25 protein-coding genes are annotated in these 21,177 nt (G+C 31.6%); 6 read left to right on the forward strand and 19 right to left on the reverse strand.

What is annotated here, in order from left to right:
- Window positions 1-65: 65 nt before the first annotated feature.
- Window positions 66-1,754, reverse strand: a complete 1,689-nt coding sequence (locus ABD077_RS05500; RefSeq protein WP_343911262.1) for a helix-turn-helix domain-containing protein — start codon at window positions 1,752-1,754, stop codon at window positions 66-68.
- Window positions 1,755-1,979: 225 nt separating this feature from the next.
- Between ABD077_RS05500 and ABD077_RS05505 the strand changes: the two genes are divergently transcribed.
- A complete protein-coding gene (locus ABD077_RS05505) occupies window positions 1,980-2,411 on the forward strand; it encodes a tellurite resistance TerB family protein (RefSeq protein ID WP_299894478.1) in 432 nt (143 codons plus the stop codon).
- 52 nt (window positions 2,412-2,463) lie between these two features.
- Here the strand turns inward: ABD077_RS05505 and ABD077_RS05510 are convergent, their stop codons facing one another.
- The 5 genes from ABD077_RS05510 to fbp form a co-directional block, all read right to left on the reverse strand.
- Entirely contained in the window at window positions 2,464-4,002 is a 1,539-nt protein-coding gene (locus ABD077_RS05510; RefSeq protein ID WP_343911265.1) for an ATP-binding response regulator, read from the reverse strand.
- A 4-nt stretch (window positions 4,003-4,006) separates the two neighbouring features.
- A complete protein-coding gene (locus tag ABD077_RS05515; protein ID WP_299604300.1) occupies window positions 4,007-4,498 on the reverse strand; it encodes a Rab family GTPase in 492 nt (163 codons plus the stop codon).
- A complete protein-coding gene (locus ABD077_RS05520) occupies window positions 4,485-5,309 on the reverse strand; it encodes a cell envelope biogenesis protein OmpA (protein WP_343911268.1) in 825 nt (274 codons plus the stop codon). The genes ABD077_RS05515 and ABD077_RS05520 overlap by 14 nt, the downstream gene beginning before the upstream one ends.
- 17 nt (window positions 5,310-5,326) lie before the next feature.
- Window positions 5,327-5,677, reverse strand: coding sequence for a fructose 1,6-bisphosphatase (locus tag ABD077_RS05525; RefSeq protein ID WP_299604297.1), 351 nt, complete (start codon window positions 5,675-5,677; stop codon window positions 5,327-5,329).
- A gap of 269 nt (window positions 5,678-5,946) precedes the next feature.
- The gene (gene fbp, locus ABD077_RS05530; RefSeq protein WP_343911270.1) at window positions 5,947-6,960 is read right to left on the reverse strand and encodes a class 1 fructose-bisphosphatase; all 1,014 of its coding nucleotides are present in this window, start codon (window positions 6,958-6,960) and stop codon (window positions 5,947-5,949) included.
- A 177-nt stretch (window positions 6,961-7,137) separates the two neighbouring features.
- Here fbp and ABD077_RS05535 point away from each other — a divergent pair, with 177 nt between their 5' ends.
- The 4 genes from ABD077_RS05535 (at window position 7,138) to ABD077_RS05550 (ending at window position 12,100) form a co-directional block, all read left to right on the forward strand.
- Window positions 7,138-7,620, forward strand: coding sequence for a GNAT family N-acetyltransferase (locus ABD077_RS05535; protein ID WP_343911272.1), 483 nt, complete (start codon window positions 7,138-7,140; stop codon window positions 7,618-7,620).
- 41 nt (window positions 7,621-7,661) lie between these two features.
- Window positions 7,662-8,915: an aspartate kinase gene (locus tag ABD077_RS05540; protein ID WP_343911274.1), complete on the forward strand. Its 1,254-nt coding sequence runs from the start codon at window positions 7,662-7,664 to the stop codon at window positions 8,913-8,915.
- A gap of 53 nt (window positions 8,916-8,968) precedes the next feature.
- The gene (locus ABD077_RS05545; RefSeq protein WP_343911276.1) at window positions 8,969-10,777 is read left to right on the forward strand and encodes a GNAT family N-acyltransferase; all 1,809 of its coding nucleotides are present in this window, start codon (window positions 8,969-8,971) and stop codon (window positions 10,775-10,777) included.
- Between the two features lie 375 nt (window positions 10,778-11,152).
- A complete protein-coding gene (locus ABD077_RS05550) occupies window positions 11,153-12,100 on the forward strand; it encodes a mechanosensitive ion channel family protein (RefSeq protein WP_343911278.1) in 948 nt (315 codons plus the stop codon).
- 15 nt (window positions 12,101-12,115) lie between these two features.
- On the opposite strand, the gene ABD077_RS05555 is transcribed toward ABD077_RS05550, so the two are convergent.
- The 12 genes from ABD077_RS05555 to ABD077_RS05610 all read right to left on the reverse strand — a co-directional run bounded on the left by ABD077_RS05555 (window position 12,116) and on the right by ABD077_RS05610 (window position 19,029).
- Window positions 12,116-12,538: an arsenate reductase ArsC gene (locus ABD077_RS05555; protein ID WP_343911280.1), complete on the reverse strand. Its 423-nt coding sequence runs from the start codon at window positions 12,536-12,538 to the stop codon at window positions 12,116-12,118.
- A gap of 17 nt (window positions 12,539-12,555) precedes the next feature.
- The gene (locus ABD077_RS05560; protein WP_343911282.1) at window positions 12,556-13,053 is read right to left on the reverse strand and encodes a GNAT family N-acetyltransferase; all 498 of its coding nucleotides are present in this window, start codon (window positions 13,051-13,053) and stop codon (window positions 12,556-12,558) included.
- A gap of 5 nt (window positions 13,054-13,058) precedes the next feature.
- Entirely contained in the window at window positions 13,059-13,541 is a 483-nt protein-coding gene (locus tag ABD077_RS05565; protein ID WP_343911284.1) for a DUF6428 family protein, read from the reverse strand.
- A 15-nt stretch (window positions 13,542-13,556) separates the two neighbouring features.
- Entirely contained in the window at window positions 13,557-13,880 is a 324-nt protein-coding gene (locus tag ABD077_RS05570) for an ArsR/SmtB family transcription factor (protein ID WP_343911286.1), read from the reverse strand.
- An 83-nt stretch (window positions 13,881-13,963) separates the two neighbouring features.
- A complete protein-coding gene (locus ABD077_RS05575) occupies window positions 13,964-14,404 on the reverse strand; it encodes an NINE protein (RefSeq protein ID WP_343911288.1) in 441 nt (146 codons plus the stop codon).
- Between the two features lie 64 nt (window positions 14,405-14,468).
- A complete protein-coding gene (locus ABD077_RS05580; RefSeq protein WP_343911969.1) occupies window positions 14,469-14,855 on the reverse strand; it encodes a VOC family protein in 387 nt (128 codons plus the stop codon).
- 54 nt (window positions 14,856-14,909) lie between these two features.
- Entirely contained in the window at window positions 14,910-15,368 is a 459-nt protein-coding gene (locus tag ABD077_RS05585; protein ID WP_343911290.1) for a DUF1801 domain-containing protein, read from the reverse strand.
- Window positions 15,369-15,382: 14 nt separating this feature from the next.
- Window positions 15,383-15,904, reverse strand: a complete 522-nt coding sequence (locus ABD077_RS05590; protein ID WP_343911292.1) for a DUF4199 domain-containing protein — start codon at window positions 15,902-15,904, stop codon at window positions 15,383-15,385.
- Window positions 15,905-16,048: 144 nt separating this feature from the next.
- Entirely contained in the window at window positions 16,049-16,465 is a 417-nt protein-coding gene (locus ABD077_RS05595) for a response regulator transcription factor (RefSeq protein ID WP_343911294.1), read from the reverse strand.
- 56 nt (window positions 16,466-16,521) lie between these two features.
- On the reverse strand, window positions 16,522-17,142 hold the full coding sequence (locus tag ABD077_RS05600) for an HD domain-containing protein (protein ID WP_343911296.1): 621 nt from the start codon (window positions 17,140-17,142) through the stop codon (window positions 16,522-16,524).
- Window positions 17,136-18,077, reverse strand: a complete 942-nt coding sequence (locus ABD077_RS05605) for a 2-hydroxyacid dehydrogenase (protein ID WP_299894508.1) — start codon at window positions 18,075-18,077, stop codon at window positions 17,136-17,138. The genes ABD077_RS05600 and ABD077_RS05605 overlap by 7 nt, the downstream gene beginning before the upstream one ends.
- Before the next feature lie 181 nt (window positions 18,078-18,258).
- Window positions 18,259-19,029, reverse strand: a complete 771-nt coding sequence (locus ABD077_RS05610; protein ID WP_343911298.1) for a hypothetical protein — start codon at window positions 19,027-19,029, stop codon at window positions 18,259-18,261.
- Between the two features lie 533 nt (window positions 19,030-19,562).
- Between ABD077_RS05610 and ABD077_RS05615 the strand changes: the two genes are divergently transcribed.
- Window positions 19,563-19,997, forward strand: coding sequence for a hypothetical protein (locus tag ABD077_RS05615; RefSeq protein WP_343911300.1), 435 nt, complete (start codon window positions 19,563-19,565; stop codon window positions 19,995-19,997).
- A gap of 57 nt (window positions 19,998-20,054) precedes the next feature.
- Here ABD077_RS05615 and ABD077_RS05620 read toward each other — a convergent pair whose 3' ends face one another.
- Window positions 20,055-21,143, reverse strand: a complete 1,089-nt coding sequence (locus ABD077_RS05620) for a Gfo/Idh/MocA family protein (protein WP_343911302.1) — start codon at window positions 21,141-21,143, stop codon at window positions 20,055-20,057.
- Between the last annotated feature and the right edge of the window lie 34 nt (window positions 21,144-21,177).

A 21,177-nucleotide genomic window follows, 5' to 3' on the forward strand; every position in this document is an offset into this window, starting at 1 on the left:
ATTCATAGAATTTACTACTGTATTTTCATGGAAATGACACTTTGTATAAATTGGAAATCAATGATTTATGTGGTTATTTCTTTTTCTAGTTGTTTGATGAAATAAGACGGATACATTCCTGTTTTTTGATAAAAAGCTTTCGAAAAAGCACGATCATTATTATATCCAAGTTCTCTTGCAATTCCCTTAATACTATACAGTCTAAATTTTGGATTTTCTTTCAGTTGTTCGATTACATAGTCTACCCTTAATTCATTGATGTAAACACTAAATCTTTTTTGTTTGTATTGATTAATGATTTTAGACAAGTATTTAGAATTGGTATTTAATTTTTTGGCCAAGTGAGAAATAGTAAGATTACGGGTTAGAAAACCATTTTTGTCTTCAAATTGTGTAAGTCTTTCTAAAACTTCAGAAACAACATTTTCGGGAATACCTAAGGATTTTGAGTCATTGATATTTTTTTCTCTTGCAATTAGTGGTTCTGTTTTTTTGATTTCAAGATTGTTTTCGGGGTGCATTATTGCTTGATACCTTTTTTTGTATTGTACTTTTCTATAATATACTGATAAGAAAAAAATGAAAAGAATAATTACCGCTAATAATGTTATACTATATTTTAGGGATACGATCTTTTCCTTTTCCTGTAGCGTATTTATTAAATGTTGTTTCTCTTTAAGTAATTGAGGAGTATCGTATTTTTTAGTAATTGTTTTGTTCAAGCTTTTGTAATCCCTATCTAATACACTATCCACGGCAAACAATTTATTTATATAATATAGTTGTTTGTTTTTATCATCAATTGATTTATAGTAATTTATAAATAGTTCATATGCTTCACGCATTTCTAAAGATCGGTACTTAGTGTTTTCATAATACCAATCTATTTTTTCTAATGAACTTAACAACATTTTTTCATCACTATGCTCTTTATAAATTTTACTTAAATGTAAATAACCATCTACGATTGCTCCCATATTATGAGATTCTAGTTTCTCAATCATCGGAATTGATTTGTTGATACTATCAATAGAAGCATCATATTCTTTTTTGTAGTATTGATTGATACCTTCGGCCAAAACGAATGAATAGTACACGTTTAGAGTATCTTTAATAGATTCTTTAATGCCGAGGTTAGTATAATAGGAAGCAGAATCAATCTGGTTTAATTTTCTATAAGAATCTGCTAACATTAGAATAGTGATTAAATGCTCTTCCCCTTTAATCTCCCGATGTATTTCATATTTCATTACATCTAGGTATATCTTTTTTGCTTCTTGATACTCTCCTATTTCATCTTTTAATCTACCGATATTATGTTTGACTACATTATATAAATTGGTATTTACGGTATCAACGAATTCTAAAGCTTTTAAATAATCATCCAATGCTTTATTGTAATTACCAATTTCTTTGTAGGAACCTGCTCTGTTTACATATGAAATTACTGGATACAAGTCATGCTTTAAATTAGAACTGTAATGGATAGAGCTATCTAGATAAATAATTCTTTTTGATGGATTATGGATATGATTGAAGGATACTTGAAAATAACCTTTTGCTAATCCTAGATTATCTTTTTTTAGTTTGGCTTTAGCTAATAATATTTCAGCATAAAATGTAACCTTGATAGAGTCTTTTACATTTTTTATTAGAAGATTTTCCAGTTCGTCTAGTGTCTTGTTTTGTACAGAATCAGGTATAGCAGTGTTTTGAGTGTATCCAGTAAGGGTGATGATAAGTATAAAGATCATAAGAATGATCTTTTGTTTTTTGATGTGATGAATTTGCATAGTCCAAAAATATTGAATTCAGTATGGAATCCAATATGCCGTTACTAAAATTGTATTTCTATATAATTATCGAACATCAACGTGTTGAATCCCTTAAATATTTTGTTTACCTTAAAAAAGGATACCTATATATTTTAAAAGGAATTAAGTTTGGTTATATTTGCGGCAAAATAAACAAAATACATAATGTCGATATCTGATTTATTTGATAGTGGGTTTCAAAAGAGAAATCAAGACCATTTTGCTGCTATTGTAAGAGTAGCAATGAGTGATGGAGTTATAACAGACGAAGAGAGAGCGTTCTTAGATAGATTGGCTCGTAACCTTGATATTTCTGAAAATGATTATAAAGAAATTTCTAAGAATTATGCTGCTCATCCTATCAATCCACCAACTAGCTATGATGCAAGATTAGAAAGGTTATTTGATTTAGCGAGAATGGTATATGCAGATAACATCAAAGGAGATGATCAGGTAGTTTTATTAGAAAAATTATGTATCGGATTAGGGTTTAAATCCGATAATGCAAAATACGTTGTGGATAAAGCCTTAACATTAGTAGATCAGGATGTGGATGGAGATACTTTTGCTGAAGAGATTAAAAATATGAACAGATAGTTTTCTTTGTAAACAAGGAAAACAAATCCAACCAAAATGACAAAAGCCGCTTTTATGAAGCGGCTTTTTTAGCTATTTGTTTAACTATTTTATAGAGTAAATCTTCTTGTTCAAAAGGTTTGGCGATAAAATCATCCATTCCAGATCTCAGGCATTTATCTCGTTCTGCTTCGGTAGCTCTGGCAGTAAAACCAATGATTGGCACCTCTGCTATGGCTTTATCGCCATAATTTTTGCGTATCATATGAGTGGCCTTATAGCCATCTATTTTTGATAATTCCAGATCCATAAGAACCAAGTCATAATTTCTTCGTTCCATATAACTAATGGCCTGTTCTCCATTCATAGCAACATCTACAAAGAAACTACCATGATCAATAAGAACTTTCATAATTAAGAATTGGGTAGACTCTTCGTCTTCCACAACTAGAATTCTGAATTTCTTTTTTGATTCGGGTAAACTATATTTTTTCTTTTTCTTTTCTGGCTTAGCTTTTGAAATTTCAAACTTAAATGGTAGTTTAATATCAAAAGTAGTCCCTTTATCCGGTTCGCTAGTTACTTTAATTTCACCATTGAGAAGGTCTACTAAATCTTTTACAATAGCTAGTCCTAATCCTGTTCCCGAAATCTGTTTATCTCTATTAAAACGAGTAAATCTATCAAAGATATTTTCGAGGTCTTCTTCATGTATTCCTAATCCGGTATCTTCAATTTTGAAACTAACACTTAACTTATTGGTTCGTTGAAAGTTTTTAGTCACAGAAAGACTTACTTTACCTTCTTCAGTAAATTTGAAGGCATTATTAAGCACATTATTAATAATCTGGAATACTCTGGTTCGATCTCCAATTAAATACTCCTGAATATTAGGATCAATATACGTTTCAAATGCTAACCCTCGGTCTTCAGCTAATTTCGAATAGGTTTCTTGGAAACCTTCCATGAGATTTACAAACAAAAAGCGCTCTTCTACAATTTTTATTTTACCAGATTCTATTTTAGAAATATCTACCATATCCTCTATTAAAGAGTTAAGGTGTAGACTTTGTCTTTTTATAATTCTTGCTAATTCTTCTTGTTCAAAATTTAAATTAGTCTTTTGCAATACCTCTATAAATCCCAAAATACTGGTTAAAGGAGTTCTGATTTCATGATTGATATTAGCGATAAAACTGTTTTTAAATTTCTCTTTATCAATAAGGAATTTATTTTTGAGCTCTAATTCTTTAGCTCTAAGAACAGATTCATTTTTTTGTTGCGCTATTTTATTTAGCTCATGATATTTAGACGAATAATCGAATAAGAGAATAACTACTTCTTTTGTATTGATTTTGATAGTTACATCGCATATCTTTTCTAGTTTTCCTTCTTCTAAGTGAATACAAGGAAAATTATAGGTGGTTTCTTCTTTTTCAAATATTTCTAAGAATCCTTTTATGATCTCGAAAAAAGGATGTGCATCATAAATAGAAGTACTGACTTTCCAACTAAAAATATTTGCATCGGTTTCCTTAATCACACCATCATGGCCTGTAATTGTGCATTGCATTTGTTGATCAAAAAACAACTTTTCTTCTTGGTAAGTCATAGGGCTATGATGTTATTTCGATAGAAAGATCAGTAAAGAAATTCTGAACATTTTTGTTTGTTTTAGCACTTGTTAAACAATCTACAGTAATGTTTAACTCATCAAATTTCTTTTGGATTTCTTTTTCGCTCACCAGATCCAATTTATTACCAATTGTTTTTATAATCACTTTTGGGTGATTTTTTGCGAGGTATTCTAAATCTTTGGTAAGATCTTTATAGGTGTCTATTCTTGTAAGGTCAAATACGTAAATAAAAGCGTTAGAGCCAAGAAGATATGATTTTCGTGTGTCTTCGATATCGGTATGACCTTCGGTATCCCAAATGATCATCGAAAGTTCTCTGCCATCTGGCATTTCAACAACTTTCTTTTTTATCTGAACTCCTAATGTTACTTTATAATCTTCAGAAAATTCGTTGTCAACAAAACGTCTAAACAACGATGTTTTCCCAACTCCAAAGTGTCCTAAAAGCACTACTTTTTTAGACAATGTCATCTTCAAAATGTTTTTTTAATTTATTTGTAAAAAGCTCATTATTTTCTAGATCCCTTCTGGAAATATGATTCTTAGCAAATTCAATAATTTGATCTTCCAATACTTCTTTAAACATGATGTTGTAGGCACCAGAAATAACAGCTGCTATATAATAAGAATAAAAATTCTGTATATGTATAGTGTATAGTTCGTATTCTATAGTTTCTAAGTTTTGATTACCACCCTGAAAAGCATCCTCAACAAACCCCTTTATTGCGGTAAGCATACCAGCTACCATATCTTTATCAATTGTGCCATCAGAAAGAGGACTATAATCAGCAATAAGTAATCCTGAATCTTTTTCAACGACAAACATTTGGATTAATCTGGGTTTGGCGTAATCCGAAATTGCCAAATCACCGTCACTGATACCTTGTGCTTTAGCTTTAGTTCTTCTAAACCAATTTTTAAAAGAGAAAGCTTGTTTGGTTTTTTTGTTGATGTTGTCGCTTAAGAGTTTCATTTCATGAGCGATGTATCGCTTAATCATCTTTCCTATAATTGGAAATAAAGCTTCTACAACGGCATCCTGAGAATTCTTAATTTCTTCTTTTAGCGTTTGTGTAATCGTTGGACCTAATGTTTTAGGAATTTCTTCAACAAACTCTTCTAATTTGTCATCAATAATAGGATCTACTTTATAGGAAAGTTCTCTTTTTTGGTGAACGATTTTACTAAGTTCTTCAACTTTTTTAGCAATGGAATCTGCATACTCCTTCTCATCCGTAAGAAGAAGTTCTTTAAGAATTTTAAATTTGTCCTGCTCTTCCATAATCTTGGATAGGCAGATTACTTATTGATTTTCTCGCCCATGGCAATCAAAAGATCGCCTAACGTTTTTCTGTCGACTTTTTTATCATCTAACATAGAAACTTTGTCTGCTAAATTATCTTCTAATTCAGTAATTCTAATATTAATATCAGTACTTAAATTATCAATAGCCTGATGTAGCTCTTTTCTTGTATCCTCAATAAAATCCTCTAGTTCTTTCTTTTTAGAAGAAATGTCTTTTTTTACGGCGTCAAATTCAGAGTTATAAGCCGCAATATTTTCTCCAAAAATTAAATTTTTTATTGCTTCTATCTTTGAAGAAGGATCGTTAGCAACCTGTTCCTGGACAGCTTTAGTTTCTTTAGCCATTATCGGTCAATTTATGTTTATTCTATGAGCTAAAAGTAAATTTAATATAAAAACATTAAAAAATACAGTCAATGAGTAATAATGTTAATCATTATTTCCTTTCAACTCCATTAAAAATATAATCCATCTAATCTATAGTCAAAGGGAAGAGTGAGGGGTAGGCCTACAGACAGATATATTTATTATGCAAGAATACTAAAAAAAAAGCAGTATCCAATTTAAATACAGATCATTGTATTATTATTACTATGTAAGATCGGAAGAATATATTATTTCGTACTCTCCTTTTGCATAAAAGATTCTACTTTCTTAACCATGTTTTTGCTTCCGCAGATAAACGGTGTTCTTTCGTGTAATTCGGTAGGTTTAATTTCTAGTATTCTTCTAAATCCATCACTAGCAAATCCACCAGCTTGTTCTGCTAAAAATGCCATAGGATTACATTCGTATAGCAATCGTAGTTTTCCATTAGGAGATTTGGAAGTACTAGGATACATATAAATTCCACCTTTTATCATATTTCTATGAATATCGCTTACTAATGATCCAATATATCTTGATGTATAAGGACGATCATCTTTTTCTTCCTGGCAGTATTTTATATAATCTTTAATTCCTTGAGGGAAATGAATATAGTTTCCTTCATTTACAGAATAAATTCTACCATCCTCGGGAAATGTCATATTAGGATGCGAAAGATAATAGGTTCCTAGAGCTGGGTTTAATGTAAAACCATTTACTCCATTTCCGGTTGTGTATACCAACATTGTGGAGGTTCCGTAAATAATGTATCCTGCGGCTACCTGCAAATTTCCAGGTTGTAAAAAATCTTCAATGGTTACGGGTGTTCCTGTTGGAGTAATTCTGCGATAAATAGAAAAGATAGTTCCTACTGAGACATTAACATCAATATTAGAGCTGCCATCTAAAGGATCCATTAAAACTACATAATTATTCCTATGATCACTTTTTTGACCTTTAATGGTAATGAAATTATCATTTTCCTCAGAGGCAATACCACAAACAATTTCTCTATTGGTTAAGGTGTTAATGAATGTTTCATTGGCAAGTACATCTAATTTTTGTTGATCTTCACCTTGTATATTTGTTTCTCCAACAGCTCCTGTTATGTCTACTAAACCTGCCTTGTTTACTTCGTGATTTACCATTTTTGCAGCAAGGCGAATGGAATTGATCAGTCGTGAAAGTTCACCACTTGCATATGGAAAATCTTTTTGGTTTTCTATAATAAACTCTCCTAAAGTTTGGTTTTTTCTTGTCATGTTAGGTTGTGTTGGATTTGTGCAAAAATATTATTTTTTAGACAACTAAAACGTTTTCGTAGAGCTAATTTGTCAAACTTTAGTGAGTTTTATAAAAACTAAAATTAGTTCTATATAAGATTGTAAAATTATCTAGATTCTAACACATATTTTATAGTTTTGATAAACTTTTGACCTATGGACTATATTATACGAGAAGGAGTGGCAGGAGATATGCCGCAAGTACTTCAATTAATCAAAGAATTAGCCGTTTTTGAAAAAGAACCCGATGCTGTAGAAGTTACAGTAGACGATTTAGTAAAGGAGGGTTTTGGAAATAAACCATTGTTTCATTGTTTTGTTGCTGAAACGGCTGTAGGTGAAATCGTAGGTTTGGCATTGGTATATTTTAGATTTTCTACTTGGAAAGGAAGAACGGTTCATTTAGAAGATTTGATTGTGAGAGAATCTATGAGAGGTTCAGGTATTGGAATGGCTCTTTATAAGAGGGTTATGCAATATGGAAAAGAGAAAGGTGTAAAACGTGTAGAATGGAATGTTTTGGATTGGAATACGCCAGCAGTAAATTTTTATCTAAAAAGTGGGGCTAAGATTTTAGAAGGTTGGCAGGTAGTACAAATGGATGAACAAGGATTACAAGCTTTTGTGTCTAAGAATTAGGCAAAACTGAAGTATCATATACTGGGAAATTAGATAAATCAATGAGGGTTTTTAAATTTGGAGGAGCATCCGTAAAAGACGCTGAAGGAGTGCAAAATCTAATCAAGGTGCTGCAAAAAGTTGGGCATGCGGATACAATTATTATCGTGTCTGCTATGGGTAAGATGACAAACGCTTTGGAAGCAGTGGTAGAGAATTATCTAAACAAAAATTCGGAGTTCGGAGATTCTCTAGAACTCATAAAAACGTATCATTTTCGGATTTTAGAAGATCTTTTTAATAATATTCAACATCCAGTTTTTGAGAAAGTTACTTCTTTAATTTCTGATCTGGAAACTATGTTGAAAAGAAATAAATCCGCACGATATGATTATGTTTATGATCAGACAGTGAGCTATGGAGAATTAATTTCTACTACTATTGTTAGTGAATATTTATCTGAAAAAGGATATGCAAATACGTTACTAGATGCTCGAGATGTAATAAAAACTAATGATCATTACAGAGATGCTACTGTAGATTGGGAGAAAACGCAGCAACTCATTGGAAATAAGGCTATTAAAAAGGGGTTGACAATTACTCAGGGTTTTATTGGTTCGGATAGTAACAATTTTACTACTACATTAGGAAGAGAAGGAAGTGATTATACCGCGGGGATTTTTGCTTATTGCACAAATGCAACAAGTGTAACTATATGGAAAGACGTTCCTGGTGTTTTAAATGGAGATCCAAGGGTTTTTCAGAATACGGAGTTACTTTCCCAAATTTCTTATGAAGAAGCCATTGAATTGGCGTTTTATGGAGCGTCCGTAATTCATCCAAAAACATTGCAGCCATTACAAAGGAAAGAGATACCTTTATTTGTAAAGTCATTTGTTAATCCCAAAAATGAAGGAACATCAGTAAGAAAAGGGCAGAGTTTAGTTCCACATATGCCTTGTTTTATTGTTAAAAAAAATCAGATATTGTTATCACTGTCTTCTTTGGATTTTTCTTTCATTGTAGAAGAAAATATCAGCGAAATATTTAGTCTTTTTCATCAATATCATCTAAAGGTAGATCTCATTCAGAACTCTGCTATAAGTTTCTCTGTTTGTCTAGATGATAAGTTTCATAATTTTGATCAGTTATTAGTGCATTTAAAAGCTAAATTCCGTGTTAGGTACGAAAAGAACGTTTCACTATTTACGATTAGGCATTTTACAAGTAATGCAATTGAGTTTTTAGAAGATAACATGGATATTTTGCTTAAACAAAGTACAAAAGAAACCTATCAAATGGTTGCAAAGCAGTAAGATACTCTATTCAATGATTTTGTTATATTTGTAGTTAGCACAAAACTTATTTAATGGCGGTAGTCACCTCAAAAGAAGTAGCCAAAGGGCTCAAATTGGATAAACTTGGTTTTATTGGCACTTTTGTTGGCTGGATGATTTTAAAAATCACGAGGTTATCAAAAATTAATCGTCAATATGATCAAATTAGTCATTTGAGAGGCGAAGATTTTGTAAATGCTGTATTGGAGATGTATGGGGTTACTTTCGAAATTCCTCCAGAAGATTTAAGAAGGTTGCCAAAAAACGGCGCATTTATTACCCTTTCTAATCACCCGCTTGGTGGATTAGATGGAATTTTGTTGCTAAAATTAATGTTAGAACATCGTTCTGATTATAAAATTATAGCGAATTTTTTACTACATAATTTTATTCCGTTAAAACAATATATCATGCCTGTAAATCCTTTTGAAGGAAGGAAAGAAGCAAAATCTAGTCTTAAAGGAATTAAAGAAGCTATTATACATCTTAAAGAAGGAAAGCCTTTAGGGATTTTTCCGGCTGGAGAAGTTTCTACTATTAAAGAAGGTAAACAGTATGTAGATAAACCTTGGGAATCAGGAGCTATGCGATTGGTAAAAAAGGCAAAAGTTCCCGTAATTCCAATTTATTTTCATGCTAGGAATAGTAGATTGTTTTACCAGTTAGCATCTATGAATGATACCCTTAGAACTGCTAAATTGCCTAGTGAATTATTCTCACAAGAGAATAAGGTAATTAAGGTTAGGATAGGGAATCCTGTTTCTGTAAAAGATCAAGAGGAGTACGATAATATCGAAGATTTTACCACATTTTTACGTAAAAAGACGTATATGTTGGCAAATCCTTATGAGAAGAAGACATTACGAGAATCTATTCCACAAAATCTTAAACTTCCTAAATCTCCTAAGCAAATTGCTTTAGAAGGCAGTATTAGTGCTATAGAATTGGAATTGGAGTATTGTAGAGAAAATGATAAGCGTTTGCTTGCTAGCAAAAATTATGAGGTTTTTCTAGCAAAAACTGAATGTATTCCAAACGTAGTACACGAAATAGGAAGATTAAGAGAAATTACTTTTAGAGAAATAGGTGAAGGAACAAATCAATCTATAGATTTAGATCCATTTGATGATTACTATCACCACATGTTCTTATGGGATAATAGTGCCAAAAAGTTAGCGGGTGCCTATAGAATGGGAATGGGTACAGAAATTTATTCTAAGTATGGGATAGATGGATTTTATCTGCAAGATCTTTTTAGGTTTGAACCAGAGCTACATAAAATGATGAGCCAATCTATAGAAATGGGTAGGGCTTTTATTATCAAAGAATATCAGCAAAGACCAATGCCATTGTTTTTACTTTGGAAAGGTATTGTTCATTGTACGCTTAGATTTCCTGAGCACAAATATCTAATAGGCGGCGTGAGTATTAGTAACAAGTTTAGTAGCTTCTCTAAATCACTAATGATAGAGTTTATGAAATCTCATTATTATGATCCGTACGTTGCTCAGTATGTTAGACCAAAGAAAGAGTTTAAGGTAAAACTAAAAGACGCTGATAAAGATTTTGTTTTTGATGAGAGTAGAAGCGATCTGAATAAGTTTGATAAAATTATTGATGAAATAGAGCCTGGAAGTCTTCGTATACCAGTTCTGATAAAGAAATATATCAAGCAGAATGCAAAAGTAGTAGCATTTAATGTGGATCCTCTTTTTAATAATGCTGTAGATGGTCTAATGTATATCAGAATTGCAGATCTTCCTGATAGTACAGTTAAACCAGTGATGGAAGAATTTCAAGCAGAACTGGAGCAGAAGTACTTTAAAAATGCTGATAAGTAATATTATTGTCGATGGTTTTGTGTATTTGATCGTAATATTCCCTTTTTTTAATAACCTATTTCTTTCAGTTCCTGAGATATTTTCCTAATTTGAAGGTTAAAATATCTAACTGTGGTAGTACAATACATTTATTTTGCAATTGCGCTGTTGGGCGTTATACTTTTCCTATTTCTGAATAAAAAGTTTTTCAAATGGCTACAGAGCAAAATAAGTAAATTAGAAAACAATATTTTCTTCGGAAGAACAAAATTCTCGCAGTTTTTTAGATTCATTACCCCTAGGAGAGAAAGGCATATATTAACTTTCATTCTTAGGCTACTTAAGATTACTGTTGTTTTAATCTTCTTTGTTTTCTATCTCCCTTTCTTATTTAGTTTGGTACCACAAACTAAAGAATATGCGGATGTAGTACTTGGATATATAAAGAAACCATTGATATTTTTATATGATGGTTTGATTGGATTTATACCCAATCTCTTTTTTATAATTGTAATTTTTTTAGTTACTAAATATCTAATAAGATTCTTAAAATACGTAACTACAGAATTAGAGAAGGAAGCAGTTAGATTAGATGGTTTTCATGCAGATTGGGCAAGACCTACGTTTAATCTATTACGTGTTTTTATTATTGCTTTTGCATTGATTATCGTTTTTCCTTATATCCCAGGTTCTGATTCTCCAGCTTTTAAGGGGTTATCTATTTTCTTTGGAATATTATTTTCTTTAGGATCTACATCAGCTATCTCTAATATTGTTGCTGGCGTTGTAATTACGTATATGAGACCTTTTAAAGTAGGAGATAGGGTGGAAATTGGGAATACTATTGGTGATGTCACGGAAAGAAGTTTATTAGTAACCAGAATTAGAACAATTAAGAATTTAGATGTTACCATTCCTAATTCTTCCATTCTTGGAAATCATATTATCAATTTCACAAAAAATGCATCAGAAGATGTGGGTGTTATTTTACATACTTCGGTAACCATAGGATATGATGTACCAAGTGATGATGTAATTGAAGCTCTTAAAAAAGGAGCAAAGAGTACAGATAGCGTATTATCGGAACCTGTACCCTTTGTGTTGATTAAAAGTTTGGATGACTTTTATGTACATTATGAATTAAATGTTTACACAAAAAATCCAGAAAAGTCATCTAAGATTTATTCTGTATTACATGAAAATATCAAAAATGAACTGCATCAGGCAGGAATTGAGATTTTATCTCCTCACTATCATGCTGTAAGAGATGGAAATTCTCTGATGGTACCTCCTTCCAATATTCCTGAGAATTATGCCAAACCAGGTTTCAAAATTGATCGATAAGTCGTTGATGTATATTTAGGAAGTCTGTAAAACATTTTTAGCTACAAAATCTTCACAATACTCCCTAATCTGATTTCTGGTTTTTGTAAAAGCAGCATGAATTTCTTCTTCTGTTCCTTCTACTTTTGATGGATCAAAGAAGTTATAATGTAAACGTTCAGCTTTTCCTGGAAAGAATGGACATCTTTCCTTAGCGTTGTCACAAACTGTAAGTATATAATCAAATTTAATATCTAAATATTCATCTAGGTTGTTTGATGTATGATTTGATATATCAATATTATCTTCTTTCATAATAGCAATAGCTCTTGGATTAACTCCATGAGTTTCTACTCCTGCACTATACACTGTTGCGTTATCTTTTACAAAGTGTTTTAGATACCCTTCTGCCATTTGACTTCTACAAGAGTTTCCTGTACATAAAACTAAAATATTCATTTTGTGGTGTTTTGCGGTTATATAATTTTTTTACTTCTTCTTTCTAAAATGATATTATCATACCAAATGTGATTTAATTTAGCTACTTTTTCTCTATACCCAATGATTCTAAAACCTACATTGGTGTGTAGCTTAATGCTAGCATTATTTTTACTAAAGATACCGGCTTGTAATGTCCAAAACCCTTCTTTTTCGCTTTCGGTAATCAAATTGGTCAAAAGTAACTTTCCAATACCTAAATTTCGATGTTTTGATGTTATATAAATGCTAACTTCTGCAACACCTTTATAAACTTCTCTTTTAGACGTAGGTGCTAGTGCCGCCCAACCGACCGTTTCGGTATTTAGAACAGCTTTTAGCCTACAAGAATTAATATGTGATGTATCCCATTGTTCCCATGTTGGAACAGTAGTCTCGAAAGTTGCAATTCCGGTGTCAATACCTTCTTTATAGATTGTAGCGATATTAGGCCAATCTTGTTTGGTAAAATTAGTTATTTCGACTTCGATACTCATTATATCTAGCAACACCCACTTCCAGGTGCACAAGCATTTGCGGTAGCGCTTGTTTCGGGAATGCCACAAGTTTCTTTTGCTTTGCAATCTGTAGGTTGTACTGATAATCTGATGATTAATTTTCCTTCTTGAGCACTAAAACCAGTAATGTGTAAATGAGCGGTATGAAACATAGTATTACCGTATTCAATTTTTACAACCGCATCCATATCATAAGTTGATATTTTTCCCACTTTTTGGAGAATGCCTAACGCTTTATAGGTGGTTAGATAATCTGTTTTTCCTAGTTCTAATGGACTTTCCCATAACTGAATGATGGTTTCTTTCCAAGAATCCTTTCCGGCACCACAGTCTACAGAATCAATAGTAACATGCTTAACTTCGGTAACGTGATAGTTTGCACCTACTAACATTCCTGGTGCATATTCGAAAAGTAACGACTTCTCCTGATGTTCTCCCAATAGAGAGATAAATTCTGATGTATTCATAATATATTTTTTAGTTTAACAACAATTCTGTTTGGTGGTGTTAAAAAATGAGTTCAAATTTTGTTGTAATGCATTCCAATTATCAATATCAATACAATAACACATGCTTTTTCCTTCGATCTCTCCTTTTAATAATCCAATACTTTTTAATTCCTTCAAATGTTGGGATATGGTAGCTTGAGCTAAACCTATTTCTTCTACTAAATCATTGCATATACAAGCATCTTGTTTACTGATGTATTGCAGTATGGCAATTCTTGCTGGATGTCCAAGTATTTTAAAAAGTTGAGCCAATTCATTTTGCCTTCGATCAAATATTTGCGTTTTAGTAATACCCATATTTAAATTATAATATCGCAATATTACGATAATAAAATAAAATTAAAAAGCCAAAAGTGTTTTTTTTGGCTTTTATCTTATATCTAGAACCAAGGTTTTTTTCCTGCTTGGTACGTTTGATAAAATTCATTATCAGATTTTGTAAGATAAATGATACCTTCTATTATCCCAATAACAGTACCAATTCCACAAGCAAATCCTAATATCAATTGAATAATACCTTCTTTAGTATATCCTAAGACAAATTTATGAATACCTAAACCTCCTAGAAGTATGGCTAAAATACCTGCTAGAACTTTTTTATTGTCACCAGTTACTTCATTAAAAGTTTCTTTGGCTTCTTTTGCAAATTCATTTGCCGTTTCCTTAGCATCCTCTGCGAAATCACTTATTGCATCTTTTGCGTCATCTGCAAAATCACCTGCTTTTTCGGATGCTTTTTTAGCAGCATCTTTTGCGCTATCAAAAGCTTCTTCAGCCCCTTTTTTTAGATCGTCACCAAGGTTTTTGTTTTCTTCGCTCATAAATAATAGTTATATAATTGATTAGTGAGTAGAAAGTTACAAAAAATATTTATCTCTTTTTGGCTTATAGAAACGCCTTGTCTACGGGTTCCCAGAGCTCAATTTTATTTCCTTCAGGATCTAGAATCCAACCAAATTTTCCATAGTCGTACTCCTCAATTTCTCCTACTATTTGGACTCCTTCTTCCTTTAAGACCTTAAGAAGTTCTTCTAAGTTTTCTACCCTAAAATTCATCATGAATTGCTTTTCGCTTGGTGCAAAATAACTAGTATCTTCTTTAAAAGGACTCCATTGGGTAGAGCAATCATTATTTTCTTTGTCTTTCCACCAAAAAGTACAGCCGTAGTCATCAACTGGTAATCCCAAATGTTTTCCATACCATTCTTTGGTAGCCTTTGGATTCTTTGTTTTAAAGAAAAATCCTCCTAATCCAGTTACTCTTTTCATAATTATATGTTTTTAGTCATTCCCTTGAATAAGGGAATCTTATAAAATTGTTATTGCTTACTTCTTTTTTATATTCGCTTCATATAATTCTATCCATTGTTTTGGAGTCATTTTAGAAGCAAGTTCGCCAATTAATTCCATAGGTATGGTATCAATTTTTTTAAATCGAACGCAACTTTTGCCCATATCCAGTCTTGTTTTTACATATTTAGGGTATTCTCCAACAAACCAATCCATTAAATTTTTATCTGCATACATACCAGAATGATATACCGCAATAAAATTCTTTTGAGACGCAATATTCATAAATGGTAGTGGTAATTTAGGGTCACAATGATATCCATTAGGATATAGCTCATGAGGAACTACATACCCTATCATTCCATAACTCATTACTTCGGAAAATCCATCTGGAAGATTCTCCAAGATTACTTTTCTAAGGGTTTGCATGACCTCTTTACGTTCTTCTGGAATGGCATTGATATACTCTTCTGGTGAGTTTGCTTTATACTGCATGATCTAGTTTTGTTTTAGTTATTGGTGGTTGATTTTCTTTGTAAAATGAGACCTGAAATTAATGAAATTATAAATCCTATGATGAGAACAGTAAATGACATTAATAAAAAATTCATGACCGGACTTGAGAACAACTCCTTTTCGGCTTCAAGTTCTGCAAGTTTAATTTTAAACTCTTCTTCAGGAAGTGTTGTTTTCATTTGCTCTACCATATGGCCATAATATTCAGCAGCAAAATCTGGATTTATATATAAAATATAGATGAGATCGATAATCCCAAATGCCAATGCTGCAAATAAGGATATCAGTATTCCTATGAGTAGGGCTTTTCCAAAAGAAACAAAACCATCATTCTCATGATCTCTATAATGTTTGATCCCAAAAAAAACGAAAAGTAAAGAAACGACCATGCTTGTATAACCAATAACTTCTTGTGCGAAATAGGAAAGATCTTTACCCAAAGTAAGTGCTAATAGAAACAATATGGATATGGTGATGGCACCATAAATTCCGTAACGAATAACTGTGTTTTTCATTTGTATATGTATTTATAAGGTTGAGCTCAAAAGTAAATTAGGCTCCCAAAAAACTACTCATACTAAAGTATGAAATCTTATTTTTAGCTAAAAGTGGTGATATTGTTTGTAGTGTACTTAGTAGTACTTTAGTACTAAACATCTTTAAAAAGGGATAATTTTTAACTCTTTAGCAATTTGTATGGCTTGGGTTCTTCGTTTGGCGTCTAATTTAACCAGAATGTTAGATACGTGTGTTTTTATCGTACTTTCGGAAACAAAAAGTTTATCGGCAATTTCTTTATTCGATAAACCTAAAGCTATTTCGCATAATACTTCATACTCTCGTTTACTCAATCCAAGCTGTTTGATTTTTTTATGATCAATTTCTTTACCAGAAGTTTTATTTTTATGAAGCACCTTTCTGTTGATCATTACTCCAATAACAAAAAAGATAATTGCTATAGCAGCTAGAATAAATTCAATAGAGGTATTGCCTGAAACAAAACTGTATTTACTTAACTTAAATAGGGTAAGCAATGCCAGTACTAAAGCACCAAAAATAAAAACGGTTTTCTTCACACTATAAATGTAACAAAACTAAAGCGTAATTGTTTACAGAAATTTCCTTGCTAATTTTATTTTGAAAGGATGGCAATTTCCTTTTGAAGATTTTCTTTTGCTTGCTTTTCAAAATTATCAAAGAAATAATCGGTCTTATAAATACGAGGCATTTTTAGGAAATGTTTTAGCACCTCAATTCTTCCTTTGTTGTACATAAAATCTAGATAGTATTTGTACTCTTTTCTTACCTGTTTATAATAGATTTCATAATCATGCCAACTACTCCCTAAAATTGAAAGATCGGCATCGGTAAAGTAATTAATATCATTGATTTTAGATATTTGATGTCCCTTTGTTGCGATGATGATTTCTGTACAGAGTTCAATTCTTTGTGGATCTATTCCTAATGATTCTAGAACTTCTTTTGCCTTTAAAGCACTTTGTTCTTCATTATCTTTTTTGAGAACATTATAAACATAATCATGATAGAAAATGGAAAACAAAATCATATCCCAATCAGCTATTTTGTCTTGTACAACTAGTAATTTCTGATATACATTTTCTAGGTGTGATACGTTATGATAATAGCGATTTTTCTTATTGTGTTTTTTCAATATTTGACTCCAAAGAGGGTCTATGACTTGAGAGTCATTAGTATAAGTAGAAACCAGTGTTGTGAAAATTTCTTTTAACAAAATTGGGCTTTGATTTTATCTACAATTGTTTGTGCTAATTTTTCTTTAGATTCAATAGTCCACCCTGCAATATGCGGACTTAAGATAACATTATCGAATTGTAATAATTTTTTTAGAGGCTCTGGCATTTCGTTTTCTGAGGTAAATAGGTTTTCGAATGAAGATTTTTCATATTCTAACACATCCAATCCTGCACCTAAAATTTTTCCTGATTCCAAAGCATTCACCAAATCTTTAGTAACTACACTTCTTCCTCTTGCTGTATTAATAAGCCAAAATGGTTTTTTAAAGTTATCGATAAACGAAGCATTGACCATTTTATCGGTTAATGGAGTCCAAGGAGTATGTAGGCTCAACACATCTGTTTTCTCAAAGAGTTCTTCTAAGTCTACTTGTGTAGCATCACTATTTTCTACATCTTCTTTAATATCATAGCAAATTACTTCTACATCAAATCCTCTTAGTTTACGAGCAAATGCTCTCCCCATATTTCCGTATCCTATAATACCAACAGTTTTTAGATCCAATTCAATTCCACGATTCTCTTCTCGATTCCAAGCTCCTTTTCTTACCTGTTGGTCTGCGGTGTTTAATTTATTAAAAAGAGATAATAACATTCCTAACGCATGTTCTCCAACAGCATTTCGATTTCCTTCAGGTGCTGAAAAAAGTTGAATCCCTTTTTTCTGAGCATACTCTATATCAATACTTTCTAAACCGGCTCCGACACGTCCTATGAATTTTAGATTTGTTGCTTTATCTATGAATGTTTTGTCAATTTTAAATCTACTTCTTATAATTACGCCATCATATCGATCTATTTTTTCTTCTATTTCAGATTTTATCGCTTCATAATCCTCATCATTTTGAAATCCTAGCGCTTCTAATTGTTTAATAAGTAAGGGATGATTTTCATCTATGTGTAATATTTTCATGAATAACTATTGGTTGACTTTTGATTTTGTAAAAAGACACTTCGATGCTCAAAATACTTTTAGTTATACTCCAGCATCCACTTGGTCTACAAGATAAATTAATTTGTAAGGTATTCTTAAAAGGTCGAAAAATAGTTAATAAAAGATTAAAAGTATAACGAGTGTTAATTTTGTTGTATTCCTATGTAGCTGAGGGAATAAAAATCGTTTTTACTCTATCTATGATTCCTTGGAGAATACTAAAAATTGCATCCGAAGAAAATCCTCCTATTAATGCTAATAAACTTTTATTAAATAGATTGATATTCTTACCATCTTCCTGGTAAAATGAAATAATTTCTGACGAAATAATTCCAGCGATTATACCTAATATAATAAGAGCAGCATAATATATGGTGTCTTCGGGAACTAGAGTTCCGTTTTTAACTGCTGTACTTGCATTTTTTAGCAGATAAAAAAGTACTCCTAATCCTGATATGGATGTTAAAAAACCAAGGTTGAGCAATAAAGAAATACCTTGATTCTCCATGATGCCTTTGTCTAGCGAATCATTATTTACTTCAGGAGAAATTCCGGTAACAATAAATGCGACTAGAAAGATTAAGGATAACAGTACTAGGTTTCTTAGAATCGGTAATTTACTAAGGAAATTTTTCCCTTTACCTTGCTCTCTAATTTTTCTTATAAATTCAATGGATTTTGGAGTAGCAGGAGCAACGTTTTTGCATAATAAATTATGAGCATTAATAAGATCATCCACAGAGCTATTTTGAATTAGTGTGTTTACTTCCGTATTAATTGTAATACCATTAAAAATGGCGTAGGATAACATATTATTTATTTCATCGCTAAGAGTTTGAATGATGTTTTCCGATATTCCAGGAATTATTTTTGTTGCATTTGTCTCATTAGATGTATTAGAGGTAGGATTTTTTTTAACTGTAGTAGTCATATGGTTTTGAATTTTGAGCGTAGGTTTTAATAAGGTTAAAACTATAAAATAAGAATGAGGGAAAATATCGTATTTATACGTGTTTTTAGCGTTATGAAGATTATGCTTTTGAATAATAAGTAGTTTATAAAAACAATAGTAATAAAGAGTTTATTCAATAAATAAAGGGTATATCAAAGATCTAAGTTCTGGAGCTTATTTTGTGCGATTAGATATACCAAATAGCAAAACATATAAGTTGATTAAGAACTAAAGAAAACCGCATTTTGGTAATTATATTTTTACCAGTAGTGTTATAAATAAAAAAGAATTGCTAGTAAACCATCTAAATCTTTAGATGGTTTATATGTTTTTAAGAGGGTTCGATGAAGAAGTTGCCATTTTTTAACATATTATAAAAAAACACTACCTAAGTTATGTGAAACAAGTAATTTTATTTTGTAACTTGACCGAGAATTATAAAAAATAGCGGAAATTTCAGTTTTTTTTCACTATACTTAGCTTATAATGTACAAACCCAAAATTACTATACTATGAGAATACTACTACTATTATCATTTGTTTTATCACTACTTGTTTCTTGCAAGTCGCAACAAAAAAGCGAAGGCCTTACTGAAAATGAAGGCATAGAGGAAATAACCGAAGATGAATTACTTACAGGAAAAGTTTTAGGTAAGCGTAAAAAGAAAATCCAGTATGTTGCTGTAAAATTGGTTGTAGACGAGAATACCTGTATGAAAGCCTATACAGACGAAGATGGATTGTATGACTTTTTGGTAAACCCTAGTAAGTTAAATGAGAATAGTTATTTCGAATTTGTATACAAGGGATATGTAAAAAAACAAGTTCCTTATAGCGAAATAGCAAAAAATGGAACGGTTAGATTAAGTACAAAGGGAAACGTAGTAACTACTACAGATTATCGACTTTTTTATGAAGCTGTAAGATCTTGTAAAGAGGAGTTATAAATTCTTTATCAGTGTTGTCTTATTGTTTTTAGTATGAGCATAATAGGTGTTAACTTGTTATGTTAAGGATATTTTATGTTTAGTTTTAGCTGATTTATAAATAGCTTCCACAATTCTAATATCTTTAATTCCTTCTTCTCCCGGAACAATCATATCAGTATTGTTTATGATAGAAAGAGCATCATCATCCATTTGTTTCGCTTGCTGGTTAGCGATATAGGCATCCAACTTTTTCCCATCACTTGTCGTTCCCTTTACGCCAGAATACATAGAAAATGGTTGCAATTGATACCAGCCATTAGCTGCATCAACATGAAGTCTATGCATATCATGACCTAAACTTGTTTTTCCGTATGCGATTGCTCCTGATGGGAACTCTAGTGTAAAATGAGTAGTTTCATCAGTTTCTGTAAATATGTTTGGTCTAGTAGTCATTTGTTCAGCTATTACAGAAATAGGTTCTTCACCGGTAGCATATCGAGCAGCATTTAAGGAATACACTCCTAAATCATACATTGTTCCACCACCTAATTTTGAATCCAATCTCCAGCTTTTTTTTGGATTTCCTACGTAATAACCTATTTCAGCATGAACGGTTTTTATTTTACCATAAGGTTTAGTCGATGCCCATTGTATAACTTTTTGAGTATTAGGTTCATGCTGCATACGATATCCAATAGCTAGTTTCACTTTATTCTTTTGACATGCTTTTATAATGGATTGACATTCTTCTTCTGTTTTTGCCATAGGTTTTTCACACCAAACGTGTTTTCCAGTATTAGCAGCTTTAATTGCATATTTTGCATGTAAACCTGTGGGTAAAACGATGTAAATAACATCTATATCTGGATTGTTCGCTATGCGATCCATCGTTTCGTAGTTGTAAACATTTTTGTCCGGTATGCCATATTTTTGTTGCCAAATAGGAATTTTAGAAGGCGTTCCAGTAACAATTCCTGTAAGTTTGCAATGCTTGGTTAATTGCAAAGCAGGTGCTAACACAGTGGTACTATAGTTTCCAAGCGCAACAAGACATACGCCTAACTTTTTTTCAGATGAATTAGCAAGTAAATATTGAGAAGGAATAAGACTATATCCAGCAGCTAAACCAATGTTACGTATAAAAGTTCTTCTATTTAAACTCATAACCCCTATAATTTAAGATTCAAGATAGATGCTT

The organism is Aquimarina litoralis (assembly GCF_039523995.1).
Classification (GTDB): domain Bacteria; phylum Bacteroidota; class Bacteroidia; order Flavobacteriales; family Flavobacteriaceae; genus Aquimarina; species Aquimarina litoralis.